General features: G+C 62.4%; 15 protein-coding genes. 11 read left to right on the plus strand and 4 right to left on the minus strand.

The window, feature by feature from the left end; translation table 11 throughout:
* Positions 1-1011: an anthranilate phosphoribosyltransferase gene (gene trpD / locus NKI38_RS24085; protein WP_352627770.1), complete on the minus strand. Its 1011-nt coding sequence runs from the start codon at positions 1009-1011 to the stop codon at positions 1-3.
* A complete protein-coding gene (locus tag NKI38_RS24090; RefSeq protein WP_352661581.1) occupies positions 1008-2900 on the minus strand; it encodes a SurA N-terminal domain-containing protein in 1893 nt (630 codons plus the stop codon). Before NKI38_RS24090 ends, trpD begins: the two co-directional genes overlap by 4 nt.
* 144 nt (positions 2901-3044) lie before the next feature.
* Here NKI38_RS24090 and tpiA point away from each other — a divergent pair, with 144 nt between their 5' ends.
* The 5 genes from tpiA to NKI38_RS24115 all read left to right on the plus strand — a co-directional run bounded on the left by tpiA (position 3045) and on the right by NKI38_RS24115 (position 8205).
* Positions 3045-3812: a triose-phosphate isomerase gene (gene tpiA / locus NKI38_RS24095; RefSeq protein WP_352661584.1), complete on the plus strand. Its 768-nt coding sequence runs from the start codon at positions 3045-3047 to the stop codon at positions 3810-3812.
* Between the two features lie 170 nt (positions 3813-3982).
* Complete coding sequence (secG, locus tag NKI38_RS24100; protein WP_352661587.1) at positions 3983-4450, plus strand: preprotein translocase subunit SecG; 468 nt, start codon at positions 3983-3985, stop codon at positions 4448-4450.
* A 211-nt stretch (positions 4451-4661) separates the two neighbouring features.
* Positions 4662-5786: a L,D-transpeptidase gene (locus tag NKI38_RS24105; RefSeq protein WP_352661590.1), complete on the plus strand. Its 1125-nt coding sequence runs from the start codon at positions 4662-4664 to the stop codon at positions 5784-5786.
* A 216-nt stretch (positions 5787-6002) separates the two neighbouring features.
* Positions 6003-7640: a CTP synthase gene (gene pyrG, locus NKI38_RS24110; RefSeq protein ID WP_352661593.1), complete on the plus strand. Its 1638-nt coding sequence runs from the start codon at positions 6003-6005 to the stop codon at positions 7638-7640.
* Between the two features lie 19 nt (positions 7641-7659).
* Entirely contained in the window at positions 7660-8205 is a 546-nt protein-coding gene (locus tag NKI38_RS24115; protein WP_352661653.1) for a DUF1697 domain-containing protein, read from the plus strand.
* A gap of 54 nt (positions 8206-8259) precedes the next feature.
* On the opposite strand, the gene NKI38_RS24120 is transcribed toward NKI38_RS24115, so the two are convergent.
* Both NKI38_RS24120 and NKI38_RS24125 read right to left on the minus strand, forming a co-directional pair.
* Positions 8260-9717 carry an NCS1 family nucleobase:cation symporter-1 gene (locus NKI38_RS24120; RefSeq protein ID WP_352627764.1) on the minus strand — a complete coding sequence of 486 codons (1458 nt, stop codon included), beginning with the start codon at positions 9715-9717 and terminating at the stop codon, positions 8260-8262.
* Between the two features lie 250 nt (positions 9718-9967).
* Positions 9968-10870 carry a LysR family transcriptional regulator gene (locus NKI38_RS24125; protein WP_352661656.1) on the minus strand — a complete coding sequence of 301 codons (903 nt, stop codon included), beginning with the start codon at positions 10868-10870 and terminating at the stop codon, positions 9968-9970.
* A gap of 237 nt (positions 10871-11107) precedes the next feature.
* Here NKI38_RS24125 and NKI38_RS24130 point away from each other — a divergent pair, with 237 nt between their 5' ends.
* Genes NKI38_RS24130 through NKI38_RS24155 form a run of 6 tightly spaced genes read left to right on the plus strand, consistent with a single transcriptional unit; the run spans position 11108 to position 18228 of the window.
* Positions 11108-12622: a leucyl aminopeptidase gene (locus tag NKI38_RS24130; RefSeq protein ID WP_352661596.1), complete on the plus strand. Its 1515-nt coding sequence runs from the start codon at positions 11108-11110 to the stop codon at positions 12620-12622.
* 53 nt (positions 12623-12675) lie between these two features.
* On the plus strand, positions 12676-13581 hold the full coding sequence (locus NKI38_RS24135) for a proline iminopeptidase-family hydrolase (RefSeq protein WP_352661599.1): 906 nt from the start codon (positions 12676-12678) through the stop codon (positions 13579-13581).
* A gap of 19 nt (positions 13582-13600) precedes the next feature.
* Positions 13601-15262, plus strand: a complete 1662-nt coding sequence (locus tag NKI38_RS24140; protein ID WP_352661602.1) for an ABC transporter substrate-binding protein — start codon at positions 13601-13603, stop codon at positions 15260-15262.
* 22 nt (positions 15263-15284) lie between these two features.
* Positions 15285-16301, plus strand: coding sequence for an ABC transporter permease (locus NKI38_RS24145; RefSeq protein ID WP_352661605.1), 1017 nt, complete (start codon positions 15285-15287; stop codon positions 16299-16301).
* Positions 16301-17272, plus strand: a complete 972-nt coding sequence (locus NKI38_RS24150) for an ABC transporter permease (protein ID WP_352661608.1) — start codon at positions 16301-16303, stop codon at positions 17270-17272. Before NKI38_RS24145 ends, NKI38_RS24150 begins: the two co-directional genes overlap by 1 nt.
* Positions 17269-18228, plus strand: a complete 960-nt coding sequence (locus tag NKI38_RS24155; RefSeq protein WP_352661611.1) for an ABC transporter ATP-binding protein — start codon at positions 17269-17271, stop codon at positions 18226-18228. Before NKI38_RS24150 ends, NKI38_RS24155 begins: the two co-directional genes overlap by 4 nt.
* The last annotated feature ends 22 nt before the right edge of the window (positions 18229-18250 follow it).

Consider the following 18250-nt stretch of genomic DNA (forward strand, 5'->3'; position numbering starts at 1 on the left):
CTATCCGTTCGAAATCTCGACCAGCCTGTCGAGCACCTGCAGCGCCCGGCCGCTGTCGATGGCTTGCGCCGCCGTCACGATGCCGTCGCCAAGCGTCGTCGCCTTGCCCGCCACCACCAGCCCGGCACCGGCATTCATCAGCACTGTGTCGCGATAGGCACCGGCAGCCCCGCCCAACATATCGCGCAATGCCTTGGCGTTGTAGTCCGCGTCGCCGCCGCGCAATTCATCCTTGCTGTGGCGCGCCAACCCAACCGCTTCAGGCGTCAGCGTGAAGCTGCGTATCTCGCCGCCGATCAGTTCGGCGACCTGCGTCTCGCCGGTGGTGGTGATCTCGTCATAGCCGTCGCCATGGGCAACCCAGGCATGCTCGGCGCCCAGCGCCTTCAGCGTCTCGGCCACCGGCAGGATCCATTCCGGCAGGAACACACCGACCATCTGCCGCTTGACGCCGGCCGGATTGGAGAGGGGCCCGAGCAGGTTGAAGATGGTGCGGGTGCCGAGTTCGACGCGGGTCGGACCGACATGCTTCATCGCCGGATGGTGCGCTGGCGCGAACATGAAGCCGACGCCCGCCTCGTGGATGCAACGACCGATAAACTCGGGCGAGATGTCGATCTTGACGCCGAGTGCAACCAGCACGTCGGCCGCCCCTGTCAGCGATGACAGGCCGCGATTGCCGTGTTTGGCGACCGGCACACCGCTGCCGGCAATGACAAAGGCCGACGCCGTCGAAATGTTGACGCTGTGGGAATTGTCGCCGCCCGTGCCGACGATATCGATGGCGCCGTCCGGCGCGTCGACGCGCAGCATCTTGGCGCGCATGGTGGCGACGGCGCCGGAAATCTCGCTCACCGTCTCGCCGCGTACGCGCAGCGCCATCAGGAAGCCGCCGATCTGGCCGGGCGTTGCGTCACCCGACATGATGATGTCGAAGGCCTCGCGCGCTTCCTCGAAGGAAAGCGCGCTTCCAGTCGCGACCTTGGCGATATGGGTTTTCAGCGCGCTCATCTTGTCGAGGCTTGGGCGACGGCGGCCTGGTCGATGCGAACGTCGTATTGTGTCTGCAACTGTGCCACCAACTGGTCGAGCAGGTCGTCAGACATGCCGGAGGTGAAGGATTTCTGCGCATCGTCCGGCACCGAACTGGCATCGGCTCCGGCGGGCTCGAACACTTCGGCGACCTTGTACAGGATCTGTCCGTCGCCGGTGGGCGAGGGGATCAGGCCGGTGCCGCCTTCGCCGACGCCGAACATCGCTGCCGCACCTTCCTTGCCGAAATCGACATCGTCGGCCTCGCGCTTGACGCCGCGCTTGGTCTGCTTTTCCAGCTTCAGCTCGCCGGCGATGACGTCGAGCGTGGCGCCGGCCTTGAGCCGCTTTTCGAGCTCGTCAGCCTTGGCCGCAAGCCGCTTGGTCGTCTCCGCCGCCGTCCAGTCGGCGACGACTTTCTGACGAACCTCGCCCAGCGTCCGGTCACGAGCCGGCGTAATGGAGGCCACCTCATAGAAAACGAAGCCGTTGTCGGCCGTGGTCAAGGCATCGTTTTCGGTGTTGGGTTCCGCGTCGAAGACAGCCTTGATCAACTCCGGTGATTGCGGCAGGTCCTTGACGATGCTGGCGTCGGGCCTCAGGCCGCTGCGGTCGATGGCGTCGATGGTGACGATCTTCAGCTTCAGCTTGGTGGCGGCGTCGGCCAGCGAACTGCCGGCGGCGCGGGCGTCTTCGTAATTGTCACGCACGTCCAGCAGGATGCGGCTTGCCTCGCCCAGCGCCAGGTCCTTGCGGATCTGATCGGACACTTCGGTCAGTGGCTTCACCACCTCTGGCTTGATCTCGGTGACGCGCAGCAGCACCGGGCCAAAGGCACCCTGCACGACCTGGCTGACTTCATTGGCATTGAGGGCGAAGGCCGCGTCGGCGACAGCCTTGTCGGCGATCTTGTCCTTGGACAGCGTGCCGAGCAGCGTATCGGCCGGGGTTTTGCCTTCCGCCGTGACGAGCTTGTCGAAGGTTGCGCCTGCCTTGAGCGAACCGAGCGCGGCCTTGGCCGCATCCGGCGTCTTGAAAACAAGCTGCTCGATGGTGCGCAGCTCCGGCGTGGTGTAGCGCGCCTTGTTCTTGTTGTAGTCGTCGCTGACCTGGCTGTCGGTGACGGCGGTCGTATCCATGATGTCGACCGGTTCGAGGCGGACATAGGAGAATTTGCGGTATTCGGGCGCCGCGTATGTCTTCTTGTTGGCCTCGAAATAGGTCGAAAGCACACTGTCGGACGGCGGCGCGATCGGCTCGACCAGTGCCTTGGGCAGCGTCAAATAGTCGATAGTTCGGTCTTCACCGCGATAGAGCGCGACAGCCTTGAAGAAGGTGTCCGGAGCTTTCAGACCATCCGAGACCGCCTCGACGATCTGCTGGCGCACCGCCACCTGGGCACGGTTCTTCAAATAATCCGCCGGCCGCATGCCGATCTGCTGCAGCATGTATTCGAACGTTCTGCGGTCGAACTGGCCGCCCGGGCCCTTGAATGCCGGGTCTTCGCGCGTCAGCTCGGCCAGCCGGTCCTTGGAAAGTCCGAGACCCAGTTTGCGTGCCTGTTCGTCGAGAACGGCACCCGAGACGAGCTGCGCCAGCACCTGGTTGTCGACACCGAGTGCCTTTGCCTGTTCGTGGCTGAGACGTTGGCCGAACTGCTGCGACATGACGGCGAGCTGGCGATCATAGGCGAGACGGTATTCGTTGATCGACACCTTGGTGCCGCCAGCGGTTATGACCGAATCATGGCCGGCGAGACCGCCCATCAGCCGTCCGGAAACGCCCCAGACCAAAAAGCTGAGCACCAGCAGCACCAACAGCCCTTTCGCGACCCAGGTGCCTGCCGCGCTTCTCAATATACCAAGCATTTTTACTTCCGATTTATGCGCATTTTCGCATGCGCCGAGTCTGAAACAAGCGCAATAGCGCCCTTCCGGTCCACTGTCGATTGCTTTGTGGCCTGATTTTGGTAGTGAGGGCCAGACCCCGATATCGCCCGGAGAAGCAAACCCATGACACCAGGAATTCGCCCGCTCGTCGCCGGCAACTGGAAAATGAACGGCACCAGTGCCTCGCTCAACGAGCTCAGGATGATCGGCAACGGTTTCATGAGTGGACTCGATGCGGAGACCGAAGCGCTGGTTTGCGTTCCCGCAACCCTGCTTGCCCACGCCGCGGAGATCCTTTCGCGCACGCCGGTGCATGCCGGCGGTGAGGATTGCCACACCAAGGAGAGCGGCGCCTACACCGGTTGTATCTCGGCGGAAATGCTTAGGGATGCCGGCGCCAGCCATGTCATCGTCGGTCATTCAGAATGCCGCGAGCAACGCGGCGAGGATGACGCGACGGTCCAGGCCAAGGCTTCCGCCGCCTGGCGCGCCGGGCTTGTGGCCATTATTTGCGTTGGCGAGACGCAGCAGCAGCGTGAAGCGGGCGCCACGCTCGACGTACTGTCGCGGCAGGTCGACGGCTCGGTGCCGCCAAGCGCCACCCCGTCCAACACCATCATTGCCTATGAGCCGGTATGGGCGATCGGCACCGGCCTGACGCCGACCGCGGCCGATGTTGCCGAAGCACACGCACATATCCGCGAAAAGCTGTCGGAAAAGCTTGGCGGCGTCGCGGCGAAGGTGCGCATTCTCTATGGCGGATCGGTCAAGCCCTCCAACGCGGTCGAACTGCTCGGCGTCAGGAATGTCGACGGCGCGCTGGTCGGCGGCGCCAGCCTGAAGGCGGCGGATTTTCTTGCCATCGCCGAGGCTTATCGCAATATCGGTTGAAGATATTCGCCACGCCGGACGGGGCTCCCGGCGCTGGAAATCGTTGCAAAGAAGGCGTTGCTTCCCATATTCCGGCCACGGGCTTGGAAATGCCATCAAAGCATTGTATTGAGCCGCCTCCAATTCACCGGTCGTGTCCGCGGCCGGGCAAGGCCTTGCCAGGATAAACTATGGAAACCGTACTGATCGTCATCCATCTCATGGTCGTGCTCGCCCTTGTCGGCGTGGTGCTGCTGCAGCGTTCCGAAGGCGGCGGCCTTGGCATCGGTGGCGGATCCGGCTTCATGACCGCGCGCGGCGCTGCCAATGCGCTGACGCGTGCGACGGCGATCCTGGCAGCGGCCTTTTTCGCTACGTCACTGACACTGTCGATCGTCGCCCGCTATGGCGAGAAGCCGATCGACATCCTCGACCGTGTGCCGGCGACATCGGATGGTGCCGGCAAGGGCGTGCTCAACCAATTGCCCGGCACGACCACCCCGGCGCCCGCAGGCAACGCCACGCCGACGCCGCCGTCCGGCAATGACGCCGCGGCTCCGGCGACCGCCCCGACGCCGGCACCTGCCGGTTCGACGCCGCCGGCGACCAACGGCACCGCTCCTGCCGCACCGGCGACCCCGCAGGTTCCGAACCAGTAGTCTTCGGCGCCTGTTGCCGCGATATGTGGTCGTTTGAACACAGTCGCGGCAAATGCAGCATAATCACCAAGATTCGACCAGGTGAGGCCCGGCCTCCCGCTTGAGGCGTCCGCGCTTATTCGACTATAGATTGCGCGCGGCATTTCCGGCGCCCTTGGGGGGCGCTGGGCGACGCCGTGGGCAACAAGCATAGAACGATCGGATCTTCGCCATGCAGCTTCGCAGCTTCATTTTCCTGGGACTTTGCGCCGCAATCGGCATGAGTTCTCCAGCCTTCGCCGGCGCGCCGGCAAATATGGCCGCACCTTCAGTTGAGAAAACCGGCGCCATCAATGTCGCCGTCAAGAGTGATGCGTCGCAATTGAAGCTTCTGAAGAAGAAGAAAAACCCGACACCGGACGACTTCGCCCAGATCAAAAAGATCGAGGCCAAGATCGTTGCCGACAAGGAAGCAGCCAAAGCAAAGGCGCTCGAAGCCAGGAAACTGGCGATGCGCGCGGCAGCCAAGGCCAAGGCCGACGCTGAACGGCAGGCGTTCCTCGCCAAGAAGGGCAAGAGCGCGGCAACCGAAGTGGCCGACGCCAAGCCGGCCAAGAAGCAGGTTGCCAAGATCGTCGAGCCAATCGAGCCAATCGAGCCGATCCAATCGGCCGAACTGCTTCCGGCCGAAGCCATGAATGTCGCCTTGACCGGCAACAATGGCGAGCTGCGCAGCGAGGTCATCGGCCAGAAACAGTCGAGCGGCGGCGGCGGTCTGTTTGCCGGTCTTTTCGGCGGCACCTCATCCGGCTCGTCGATGAGCTATCTTCCCGAGACGCGGGCTCTCGATCAGGTTCTCGCCAAGAAGGAAGCCAAGAAGCAATTCAAGGTGAAGCCTGAATTCGTGCCGCAAGACGTGGAATTCAGCGGCTATGACGCTGGCACCATCGTCATCGACACCAGCGCGCGGCGCCTCTACCTCGTCGAATCGTCTTCGACTGCTCGCCGCTACGCCATTGCGGTCGGCCGCGAAGGCCTACAGTTCAAGGGCACGGTGGCGGTCGGCGATAAGCAGGAATGGCCGCGCTGGATCCCGACGCTGGACATGCAGAAGCGCGAGCCGAAGCATTACGGCCAGTACAAGGACGGCATGCCCGGCGGCGGCCAGAACCCGCTCGGCGCACGCGCCATCTATCTCTACGACGGCAAGAAGGACACGCATCTGCGCATCCACGGCACCATCGCGCCGCAGTCGATCGGAACCAGCGCCTCGAATGGCTGCTTCCGCATGATCAACGAACACGTCATGGACCTCTACAGCCGCGTCAGGGTAGGCACCAAAGTCGTCATCATCTGACGTTTTCGTCATCCTGCCGAAAGGGCCGGCTCAGCCGGCCCTTTTGTTTTTCCCTAGGCCTGATCCGGTCCCTATCGAACGGGCCGGGCTTGTTTGACCACGATCTTATCCGAAAACCGGATCTCACTTTTCGGGATCATGGTCCGAGCGCCTTCTTGGGAAAAAGCCTTCGCGGTGGTTTTTTCTCTGGCGGAATCAATCCGGCCGCGTTAAGCGATGACTCCCATGGCGCGATATGTATTCATCACAGGCGGCGTGGTTTCCTCACTTGGAAAAGGCATAGCCGCAGCGGCCCTTGGGGCTCTCCTGCAGGCGCGAGGCTATCGCGCACGCATCAAAAAACTCGATCCCTACCTCAATGTCGATCCGGGCACGATGTCGCCGTATCAGCATGGCGAGGTTTTCGTTACTGACGATGGTGCGGAAACCGATCTTGATCTTGGCCATTACGAGCGCTTCACAGGCCGCTCCGCCAATCAGCAGGACAACATCACCACCGGCCGCATCTATAAGAACATCATCGAGCGCGAGCGGCGCGGCGACTATCTCGGCGCCACCGTGCAGGTCATTCCGCACGTCACCGACGAGATCAAGAATTTCGTCCTCAACGGCAATGACGACTATGATTTCGTGCTGTGCGAGATCGGCGGTACGGTCGGCGACATCGAGGCGATGCCGTTCCTGGAGGCGATTCGCCAGCTCGGCAACGACCTGCCGCGCAACAACGCCGTCTACGTCCATCTGACGCTGATGCCCTACATCCCGACGGCCGGCGAGCTGAAGACCAAGCCGACCCAGCATTCGGTCAAGGAACTACGCGGCATCGGCATCGCGCCCGACATCCTGCTGGTCCGCGCCGACCGCGCCATTCCCAAGGAAGAGCGCAGAAAACTGTCGCTGTTCTGCAACGTGCGCGAAAGTGCCGTGATCCAGGCGCTCGACGTGCCGCATATCTACGATGTGCCGATGGCCTACCACAAGGAAGGGCTCGATTCGGAAGTGCTGGCCGCTTTCGGCATCGATCCGGCGCCGAAGCCGCGCATGGAGCCCTGGCAGGCGGTGTCCAGCCGCATCCACAATCCGGAAGGCGAAGTGACCATCGCCGTGGTCGGCAAATATACCGGCCTCAAGGATGCCTACAAATCGCTGATCGAGGCGCTGTCGCATGGCGGCCTGGCCAACCACGTCAAGGTCAAGCTCGACTGGATCGAATCGGAGATTTTCGAAAAGGAGGACCCGACGCCCTGGCTGGAAAAGGTTCATGGCATCCTGGTTCCCGGTGGCTTTGGCGAACGCGGCGCGGAAGGGAAGATCCTGGCGGCGAAGTTCGCGCGTGAGCGAAAAGTGCCGTATTTCGGCATCTGCTTCGGCATGCAAATGGCCTGCATCGAAGCGGCGCGGTCGCTGGCCGGCGTCGAAGATGCATCGTCGAGCGAGTTTGGCCCGACCAAGGAGCCGGTCGTCGGCCTGATGACCGAATGGCTGAAGGGCAACATGCTGGAGAAGCGCCGGGAGACCGGCGACCTCGGCGGTACAATGCGACTCGGTGCCTATCAGGCCGAACTTGCCAAGGGCTCGAAGATTGCCGAGATCTATGGCGATACCCAGATTTCCGAGCGCCACCGCCACCGCTACGAGGTCAATGTCGATTACAAGGAGCGGCTCGAGGATTGCGGCCTGGTCTTCGCCGGTATGTCGCCCGACGGCGTGCTGCCGGAAACGGTCGAGTACCCCGATCATCCCTGGTTCATCGGCGTGCAATATCACCCGGAACTGAAAAGCCGGCCGCTCGACCCGCATCCACTGTTCGCCAGTTTCATCGAGGCGGCGGTGGAGCAGAGCCGGCTGGTGTAGTTTCACAGGCCGGCAGATGATGCGGACTTATGTCGCGCTGCTCTACAGCATCATTCTGGGTGAGGGGCGACGGGTCGTCATGGCCGACCTCAAGGCGATGGCCGAAGAACTCGGGCTGAAGAACCCGCGCACGCTGGTAGCGACCGGCAACCTGGTCTTCGAGGCGCCGGCAACGAACGTCGCCGATCTGGAACAACGGCTGGAAGCTGCCTTCGAAAAAACCTTCGGCCGCCATGTCGACATCATCGTGCGTTGTGCCGAGGACTGGCTGAAGCTTGCCGCCGGCAATCCGTTCCCGGACGAATCTGCCGAGGCAGGCGACCAGGTGGCCGTAAGGGTGATGCGCAAGCCTGCACCCATGGGTGCCGCAGCGGCGCTCCTAGCCTATGCCGCCAAGGACGAGAAGGTGTTTTCGGTCGGCGGTGACATCTGGGTCGTCTTTTCTCGCGAGAGGCCAAGCTCGCGGCTGCTTGCGGCGACCAGCCACAAGCGCCTGGGTGTCGGCACCTCGCGCAACTGGAACACGGTGCGCAAACTGGCCGAGATGGTAGGCAGTAGGCAGTAGGCAGTAGGCAAGCGGTTCTCTACTCCCTAGCACCTACTGGCTACTGCCTCATTTTCAAGCCTTTGCCGTCTTGGCGCCTGCGCCCAAAGCGGCGGTGCGCAGCACGTAGTAGATGATGCCCGCGATGGCCACGCCGAAGAACCAGCCATAGACGCCCCACCACGACGGCAGCCAGTTGGTGAAGTTCGGCAGGATCGACGAGAAGATGGCACCGATACCGGCGGCGATGAAGGCATTGACATGCCAGCCGCCTTGGAATCGGAACTCGCCGTCCTCGCGATAGAGTGCCTCGACATCGACCTCACCCTTCCGGATCAGATAGTAGTCGACCATCATCACGCCGAAGATCGGCCCCATCGTCGCGCCAATGACGTTGACAAAGGAAGCGGCACTGCCTTCCCACGGTGCGAAGGGATAGAGCACGAGCGCGATGACGGCCGCGATATAGCCGCCCTTTTTGAAGTCGATCTGCCTGGGAAAGACGTTGGAGAAGTCGAAGGCCGGCGAGACGAAGTTTGCCACCACGTTGATGCCGAGGGTTGCCACGGCAAAGGTCAAGGCCGCGAGCGCTGCCAGGAACCAGCTGTCGAACTTCGCCGAGATCTGGTCGGGATGCAGCAGCACTTCGCCATAGACGTCAAAGGCGGCAATGGTGGTGACACCGGCGACCAGCGAAAACAGGATCAAGTTGATCGGCAAGCCCCAGATGTTGCCCTTGCGCAGCGATGCCTTGTCCGGCGCGTAGCGGGCGAAATCGCAGAAATTGAGATAAAGCGCGGAAAAGTAGGTGACCCAGATCGCCGCCACTGCAAACAGCGACGTCCACGATCCCGGCGTGCCCGGCACGCCCGCATCCTTGGTCTTGTCCAGCAGCACGTCCATCGGGATGTCGCTGGTGAAAGCAAATCTCCCGGATTTGACGCAGAGATAGATCGCCAGGATCAGCATCATCACCCAGACTGCCGGTCCTGCCCAATCCTGGAAGCGGCGCACCGTCTCCATGCCGTTCTGGATGATCAGCAGTTGCAGCGCCCAGATGACCACGAAGCAGATCACCTCCAGGCCGGTATGGCCGAGGAAATGCGTGTTGGCGTTGAAATCGGCAAACCATTGCGAGCGGATCAAAAGCGCCACGATCGCGCCGGAGGCGGCGGCAGTCTGTGCGCCATACCAGAAGCAGGCGACCACCGCGCGCACCAGCGCCGGTATGTTGGCGCCCCAGATGCCGAAAGAGGCGCGGGCAAGCACGGGGTAGGGCACGCCGGTCTTCACGCCGGCATAGCCGACCATGTTCATCAGCGCGTAGATGACCAGCGAGCCGATGCCGATGGCGATGATGAAGTTGACGAAACCGCCGCAGAACAGAAACAGGCTGGCGGCCAGGTAGTAACCCCAGAGGCTGTGAACGTCCGACGTCCAGACGTTGAAGATCGAGAATGGTCCCCAGTTTCGAACTTTGGCCGGAGCCAGATCCTCGTTGTACAGATCAGGTGAAGCGCCCTGTATTGTCATTGCAATGTCCTCCCCTTGATGACCACGCACTTTCGCGCGTTGGCCGCGCAGGTTAAGCCTGACGCGGGGGAACCGACAAGCAACCTATTTGCCGGCTTTGGCCTTAAAGATATTCAATGAGAACTGCGATTATCGACGGGGCGCGATGGTGGGCCGCCTTTGCCGCTGTCCGCGATTCGACGTTGAGATTGCAATCTGAGGCGGTGGCTCCCCGGCACTCCCGATACCCGCCGGTAGGGGCCGAGCCCGTCTAAGCGATGGCCATCACCTGCTTGTGGTCCGCGACTTCGGCGAGCAGCCAATCCTGAAACAGGCCGGTGCCTGGCTTGTTGCCTATGCTGCGACGCTGATGCAGGTAAATGCCGGCGGGATAGGTGTGGCGGGCACGAAACGGGGCGACAAGTTTGCCTTGCTGCAGAAAATCTTGCGCCATCATCGTGTCCGCGAGTGCTATTCCCGCGCCATTGATCGCCTCGCGCATGATCAGCGTGCAATCATCCAGGATTGTGCCCGATCGCGCGGTCGTGTCCAAAACGCCTTCCTGCTCCAGCCACCGCTTCCACCTCATGGTCTCGCATTCATGGATCAGATGATGATTGACCAGATCGGCTGGCGATCGCAGCGGCACCGGGCCCTCCAGCAGCGCAGGAGCGCAGACCGGCGTCAGCAGCAGTGGGATCAGCAGCGTCAAAGCCGGGCCGGCCTTGTAGACGAACTCGTCGACGATGGCCAAATCGAAGTTTGCCCGCTTGCCTGAAGTGGAGATCTCCAGATCCACGGACGGATGCAACCGGCGAAAGTTTGGCAACCGGTCCGCCAGCCAAAGGTTCAGAACTGTTGGCACGCACAAGACCCGGACACGTTGGATCTTGCCGTGGCGCGAGCCCTCCGAGAGGCTGACGTCATCGGTGGCGCGCCAGATGGCCTCGAACGCCTCGGAGAGGCTGCGCGCATAATAGGAGCCCCTGATGGTTGGCGTTATCTGGCGAAAGCCGCGCTCGAACAGGTCTTGGCCGAGGGTCCTTTCAAGCGCACGGATGTGGCGGCTGACAGCCGAGGGCGTCAGATGCAACTCTTCCGCTGCGTCCTTGACGCTGCCGAGGCGAGCGGCGGCCTCGAAAGCGCGCATGCCATTGAGGGAGGGGAGGGCCATAGGCCGATCATGAATTGTCAGTTGAGTTTTTGTCAATCGACATAGACAGAATTGGCGTTTGATCGCCTGCCCCGTTAGGGGATACCCAAATAGCAAGAGCAACTAAGTCGTCTCAAGAAAACGACTATCTGGGGACACCGGCACCATACCACCACGGCGGAGATCGGCTTGCCCTGTCTCCATCGGGGCGAGCGAAGCGTGGTTCGATACTGCCGCAATTGGAGAGAACACCAGCCCATGCCTCAATCGCCAGCGCCGGTCTTCGAAACCGCGGACGAGATTTCAGTGGAAACCTCCGTCATCGTGATTTTGCAAACTGCCCAAACAGGCTTTGGCCCCCGGGCAACGGCCCTGGACGTCGAGATAAGCGGGATTCTATCGCGTGCCTGCTCCGACCCGGCCGCCTTGGCCGAATCCGGCACCTGCATCGATCTTATCGCCCCGCAAGCGGTATCGACCAAGCGCGTGATCGTCCTGGCCTTGGGCAAAGCTGAAGCCGTAACTGCCTTGTCCTTAGCGCGCGCCGGCGGTTTGCTTGCCGCGCATCTGGAAGGCAAGGGGGAATGCGCGGCCACCCTGGTCCTCGACCCCATCGCCGGTGTTGAGCTGCCCGGCGCCGAAATCCTGGCGCGCGTCGCGTTTGGCATGCGGCTGCGGCGTTATCGCTTCGACATGCGCAACCGGCGGCAAGGGGCGGGAGCGGATCGAACCTTGCGGGTGAAACTGGTCGGGGCAGGCGGCCCGGACCTGACCTCGGCGCTGGCGCGGATCAATGCCATCGCCGATGGTGTCGAATATGCACGGACCCTGGTCAATCTGCCGCCGAACCATCTCCACCCCGACAATTTCCACGATCATCTGGAACCGCTGCGTGAAGCCGGCATCGACATCGAAATGCTCGATGCCGCGCAACTGAAGGAACTCGGCATGAACGCGCTGCTGGCCGTTGGGTCGGGCTCGGCACGGCCGCCACGGGTCGCTGTGCTGCGCTACCGCGGCAAGGGTGCTCCCTCCCAACCGCTCGCTTTCGTCGGCAAGGGCGTTTGTTTCGATTCGGGCGGCCTCTGCATCAAGGGCGGTGCGCAGATGTTCGACATGAAGGCCGACATGAGCGGGGCGGCGGCGGTGGTCGGCCTGCTGATAGCGCTCGCCCGACAAGGTAGCCCCGTGCACGTTGTCGGTGTCCTTGGCATCGCCGAGAACATGCCGTCCGGCACCGCACTCAAACCGCGCGACATCATCACGACGGCCTCCGGACAGACCGTGGAAGTGTTCGACACGGATGCGGAAGGACGCCTGCTTCTGGCCGACTGCCTCCATTATGCAGCCACGCGCTTCAACCCGTCGGTGATCGTCGATCTGGCGACGCTGACCTATTCGGTGACGCGTGGCCTGGGGTCGATATTCGCCGGCCTATTCAGCACCGACGATGCCATCGCTTCCCAGATGATCGCGGCTGGGGAAACGGTCGGCGAGCGGTTCTGGCGGCTCCCGCTCGACCGGGCCTACGACGAGGGTCTGCAATCGCCGTTCGCCGACCTTCGGCATCACGCCAAGGACATGGAAGATGGCGACGCGCCCTATGCGGCGGCCTTCCTGCGCCACTTCACGGAAGATCGCCCCTGGGTTCATCTCGACATCGCCAGCAAGGAACTGACCGACACCGATCGGCCTCTTGGCAGGCAAGGTGCCACGGCATTTGGCGTGCAGATGCTGGAAGAGTGGGTGCAGGCCAGCCGGAACATGAGTTAGGCGCCTGCCGTCGCGGACAATACAAGATGCCTTCAACCGCACTGGGAACTGGAATGTCATCTGAGATCATCGGCATGGAAGGACGGGCCGCTTTCGGCAGCTACGAGACCTGGTATCGGATCAGCGGCGAACTCGGTGGCGAAAAAGCGCCTGTGGTGATCCTGCATGGCGGGCCGGGCGTCGCCCACAATTACGTCGATGCCTACAAGCTTCTTGCCCGAAGAGATCGCGCCGTCATCCACTACGACCAACTGGGCTGCGGCAATTCCACTTTGTTGCCTGAGAAGGGCGCCGACTTCTGGACACCTCGGCTCTTCATCGACGAGCTTGAAAACCTGGTCGACCATCTCGGCATCCGCGTGGGATTCCACGTGCTCGGCCAGAGCTGGGGCGGCATGCTGGGTGCCGAATACGCGGTGACGCGGCCGCAGGGCCTGAAGTCGCTGACCATCGCCAACTCGCCGGCGTCAATGAAGCTGTGGGTCGAAGAGGCCAACCGGTTGCGCGCCGACCTGCCCGGAGATGTGCAGGAGACACTGACCCGGCACGAGCGGGCCGGCACGACGGACGATCAGGCGTATCAGGCGGCAACGATGGTGTTCTACGAGCGGCATGTCTGCCGTGTGGTGCCTTTCCCGCCAGAAGTTACCGCGAGTTTCGCCCAGGTCGTGCGCAATCCGACGGTTTATCATGTGATGAATGGGCCGAACGAGTTCCATGTCATCGGAACGCTGAAGAATTGGAGCATCGTCGATCGCTTGCAGTCCATCGATGTTCCCACACTGATCATCTCCGGACGTCACGACGAGGCCACGCCCGCGACCGTGCAGCCCTACAAGGACGGCATCAAGGGGTCGCGTTGGGAGATATTCGAGCATTCCAGCCATATGCCGCATGTCGAAGAGCAAGATGCGTGCATGCGGGTGGTGGGAGACTTCCTGGACCACAACGACAATTGAAGAAAAGGGGAATGAAGACATGAAGAAACTGCTTCTGGCGGCGTCAGCCGCGGCATTGCTGGCCGGCACATGGCTGGCTCCGGCACAGGCCGAGTATCTCAAGGAACACCGCGGCGGCACCATTCGCCTCCTGGCCCGCTCCGCTGCCGGAACGCTCGATCCGCATATCAATTACACGGACCAGGGCTGGCAGATGTACCAGCCGATCTATGACGGCCTGGTGGCCTTCCGCAAGGCCGAGGGCATGGACGGCTTCACCATTGTCCCCGATCTGGCCGAGGCGCTGCCGCAGGTCAGCAATGACGGCAAGACCTTCACCTTCAAGCTGCGCAAGGGCATCAAGTTCTCCAGCGGCCAGGATCTTGGCGTGAAGGACGTTGTCGCCTCCTTCCAGCGCATCTTCAAGGTTTCCGGGCCGACCTCCGGCACCTTCTATGCCGGCATCGTCGGTGCCGACAAATGCCTGGCCGACACCAAGAGCTGCACGCTGGAAGGCGGCGTTGTCGGCGACGAGGCGGCCGGCACCATCACCATCAACATCGCCAAGCCGGATGCCGAGCTGCTCTACAAGCTTGCCTTGCCGCACGCCGTGGTCCTGCCGGCGGACACGCCGGCGGAAGACATGGGTTCCAAGCCCATTCCCAGCACCGGTGCGTACATGATCTCCGCCTTTGACCCCAACAAGGGCATGACGGTTTCCCGCAACCCCAATTTCAAGCAGTGGAGCGGGGACGCGCAGCCGGACGGCTATCCGGATGTCGTCCAATATGATTTCGGCCTTTCCGAGGAAGCAGCCGTCACCGCGATCCAGAACGGCGAAGCGGACTGGATGTTCGACGCGCTGCCGAGCGACCGCCTGGGCGAACTGGGCAGCAAATCCATGGACCAGCTGCACATATCGCCGCTTTCGGCGTGGTGGTATGCGCCGCTGAACAACCGTCTTGCTCCCTTCGACAACGAAAAGGCCCGCCAGGCCGTTGCCTATGCGATCGACCGCAACACGTTGGTCAAGCTGTTCGGCGGCAAGGTGCTGGCCTCGCCGGTCTGCCAGGTCCTGCCTCCGGATTTCCCCGGCCATGAAGACTATTGCCCCTTCACCAAGGACCCCGGTGCCAAATGGTCGGCGCCCGATCTCGACAAGGCAAAGCAGCTTGTCGAGGACTCCGGCACCAAGGGCCAGAAGGTGACCATCATCGTCGAGGACACCGCCATTTCGCGGTCCATCGGCGTCTATCTGCAGAGCGTGCTGACCAGCATCGGCTATGTCGCCGACGTCAAGCCGATCTCGTCCAACATCCAGTTCACCTACATTCAGAACACCAACAACAAAGTGCAGATGTCCGTCACCCAATGGTACAAGGACTATCCCGCGGCTTCGGACTTCCTGAACATACTGTTCAGCTGCGCCTCCTTCCGTGAAGGTTCGGACGCCTCGATCAACATCGCCGGCTTCTGCGACAAGGAGATCGACGCCAAGATGCAAAAGGCGCTGGACCTCGGCGTCACCGACCAGACAGCCGCCGACAAATTGTGGGCCGAAGTCGACAGGCAAGTCACCGACAAGGCGCCGGCCGTCGGCCTGTTCACACCGAAGCGCCTTGACTTCGTCAGCAAACGCCTTGGCAATTTCAAGTTCAACCGGCAGTTCAACTGGATGATCACCCAGTCCTGGGTGCAATAACGACCTTTGGAGGGGCACGTCCGTGTCGAACGTAGCTGTCGCCGCGCCGCGCAAGACGCGAGGGCCTTGGGCCGTCGCATTTGCGAGGCTGGCAACGGACAGGGCTGCCATGGCATCCCTGGCCGTGTTCCTCCTCATCGTCCTCGCCTGTCTCAGTGCGCCTCTTTACGCGAAATGGGCAGGTGTAGACCCATTCGCCTCGACGCTCGACGCCGTCATCCAGATCGACGGCGCCGACGTTCCCGTGATGGAACAATCGACGGAAGGGCTCGGGCTTGGCTACACGCCGCTCGGCCCGACCTGGCGGCTCGGCAATTACTTCCTCGGCGCCGACAGCCAGGGGCGCGACGTCATGGCCAGAATGCTCTATGGCGGGCTCAGCTCGTTGTTGATCTCGGGAGCAGCCACCATCTTCACCCTGATCCTCGGCACGGCGGCGGGGTTGATCGCCGGTTATTTCGGCGGTGTCACCGACACCGTGCTCTCGCGCTTGCTGGATATATTGTGGGCGTTCCCGATCTATCTCCTGGCGATTTCACTTTCAATCGTAACCATCGCGCATGGCATCACGATCGGGCCGATCGAGATCGAGTCCGGCAGTCTGTGGCTGCCGGTCATCATCATCGGCATCGTCTACGTGCCCTATGTGGCGCGCCCGATACGCGGTCAGGTTCTGTCACTGCGCAACAGCGAATTCGTGCTGGCGGCGATCAATCTGGGCGTACCGGGGCCGCGGATCCTGTGGCGCGATATCCTGCCCAACGTCACCGCCACGCTCATCGTCTTCATACCGCTGATGATGGCGCTAAACATGCTTACGGAATCGGCACTCTCCTTCCTTTCGATCGGTGTGCAGCCACCCGCCGCTAGCTGGGGCACCATCATCCAGGACGGACAGGCGCTGCTTTACACGCGGCCGCTGGTGGCGCTGGTGCCGGGCCTGGCGATCGCGGTTTCCGTCATGGCGCTCAATGTCTTCGGCGACGGTCTTCGCGATGCGCTCGACCCGCGCTCCAAGGTTCGGCTGGGGCGCGACTGATGATCTACGCCATCCTGCGCCGGTTCGGTCAGATGCTGTTCGTGATGTTCGGCATCTCGGTCATCGTCTTCCTGATTTTCTTCGCCACGCCGGGCGCCGACCCGGCGGCGCGCATCGCCGGCCGCAATGCATCGCCCGAAGTGCTGGAGGCGGTACGCCACAGCTTCGGCTTCGACCGGCCACTCTACGTGCAATATGTGAAGATGATGGAGAAGATCTTCGTCACGGGCGACCTGACCTCCTTCGTCAATCGTGGCTGGAAGGTGGTGCCGGCGGTCATGGATTCGATCCCGGTCACGCTCTCGCTGGTGTTCGGGGCAGCGATCCTGTGGGTCGTTGTCTCCATCATCATCGGCATCGTCGCCGCCGCCACGCGTGATAGCTGGCTGGACAAGCTTCTGATGGCTCTGGGATTGCTCGGCATTTCCATGCCGGTCTACTGGCTGGGCGAGGTGATGAACCTGATTACCCAGAGCCGCTACCATGACAGCTGGGCGTTCTCCTGGGTGCCACCGCTCGGCTACAAGAATTTCTCCGACGATCCGAAGGGCTGGTTCCTGACCCTGGTCATTCCGTGGATCACGCTGGCCATCCTCTACATCGGCATTTACGGGCGCGTGTTGCGTGCGGCAATCATCGAAACCCTGCAGGAGGACTATATCCGCACGGCCCGGGCCAAGGGCCTGTCGGAGACCCGCATCCTGCTGCGCCATGCCTTGCGCACGTCGCTTATTGCGTTCGTCACCTTGTTCGGCCTGGATTTCGGTGCGCTGGTGGGAGGCTCCGCCTTGCTGACGGAGGTGGTGTTCGGGCTGCACGGCATCGGCAAGCTCACCTATGACGCGCTGCAGAATCTCGATCTGCCGATGATCATGGCAACGGTGATGTACGCTTCCATGTTCGTGGTCATCGCCAATGCCATCATTGATTTCGTCTACATCCTTCTCGATCCGCGCCTGAGGACATCATGATACTGTCGGTGCGCGACCTCAGGGTATCCTTCCGCACCAATGATGGCCTGGTGCGGGCCATCGATGGCGTTTCCTTTGACCTCGAAGAGAGCGAGATCCTCGGTGTCGTCGGTGAATCCGGTTCCGGCAAGACGGTATCGCTGCTGGCCGTCATGGGCCTCATCACCGATCCCAACGCCGACATCGAAGGCTCGATCCGCTACAAGGGCCGAGAGCTCGTGGGACTGCCCGCGCGCGAACTCAGGCGGCTGCGCGGCAACGAGATCGCGATGATCTTCCAGGATCCGATGACCGCGCTGACGCCTGTCTACACGATCGGCTGGCAGATCGCCGAACAGATCCGCGCGCATCGCAACATCAGCAAGTCCAAGGCGATGGATCGCGTGGAGGAACTGCTGGCCGAGGTGAATTTTCCGAACCCACGCGAGGCGATGTCGCGCTACCCGCACCAGCTTTCTGGCGGCATGCGTCAACGAGCGGTGATCGCAATGGCTTTGTCCTGCAATCCGGCACTGCTGGTGGCCGACGAACCGACCACGGCGCTCGACGTCACGGTGCAGGCTGGCATTCTCGACCTGGTGCGCAAGCTGCGCGCCACGCATAAGTCGGCGGTTGTCTTCATCACGCATGACATGGGCGTGGTCTCCGAACTCGCCGACCGGGTCATGGTCATGTATGCCGGCCGCATGGTGGAACGCGGCAGCCGGACGGAGCTGTTTTCCGATCCGCGACACCCCTATACGCGCGCGCTGCTCGGTTCGATCCCGCCGCTGACCGGCGAGAAACCACGGCGCCTGCCGGCCATTCCCGGTTCGCCGCCGTCGTTGCTGCGATTGCCGCAAGGCTGCGCTTTCGGTCCGCGATGCCCGGTTCACTCCGAGCCCTGCGAGGCCGGCAAGCCCGACCTTCGGGGCGGCACCCACGCCACGGCATGCTTCAGGGTGACACAGGCATGAGCGGACCGATGATCGACAAAGA

It is taken from the genome of Mesorhizobium sp. M0621 (genome assembly GCF_040320745.1).
Classification (GTDB): Bacteria; Pseudomonadota; Alphaproteobacteria; order Rhizobiales; family Rhizobiaceae; genus Mesorhizobium.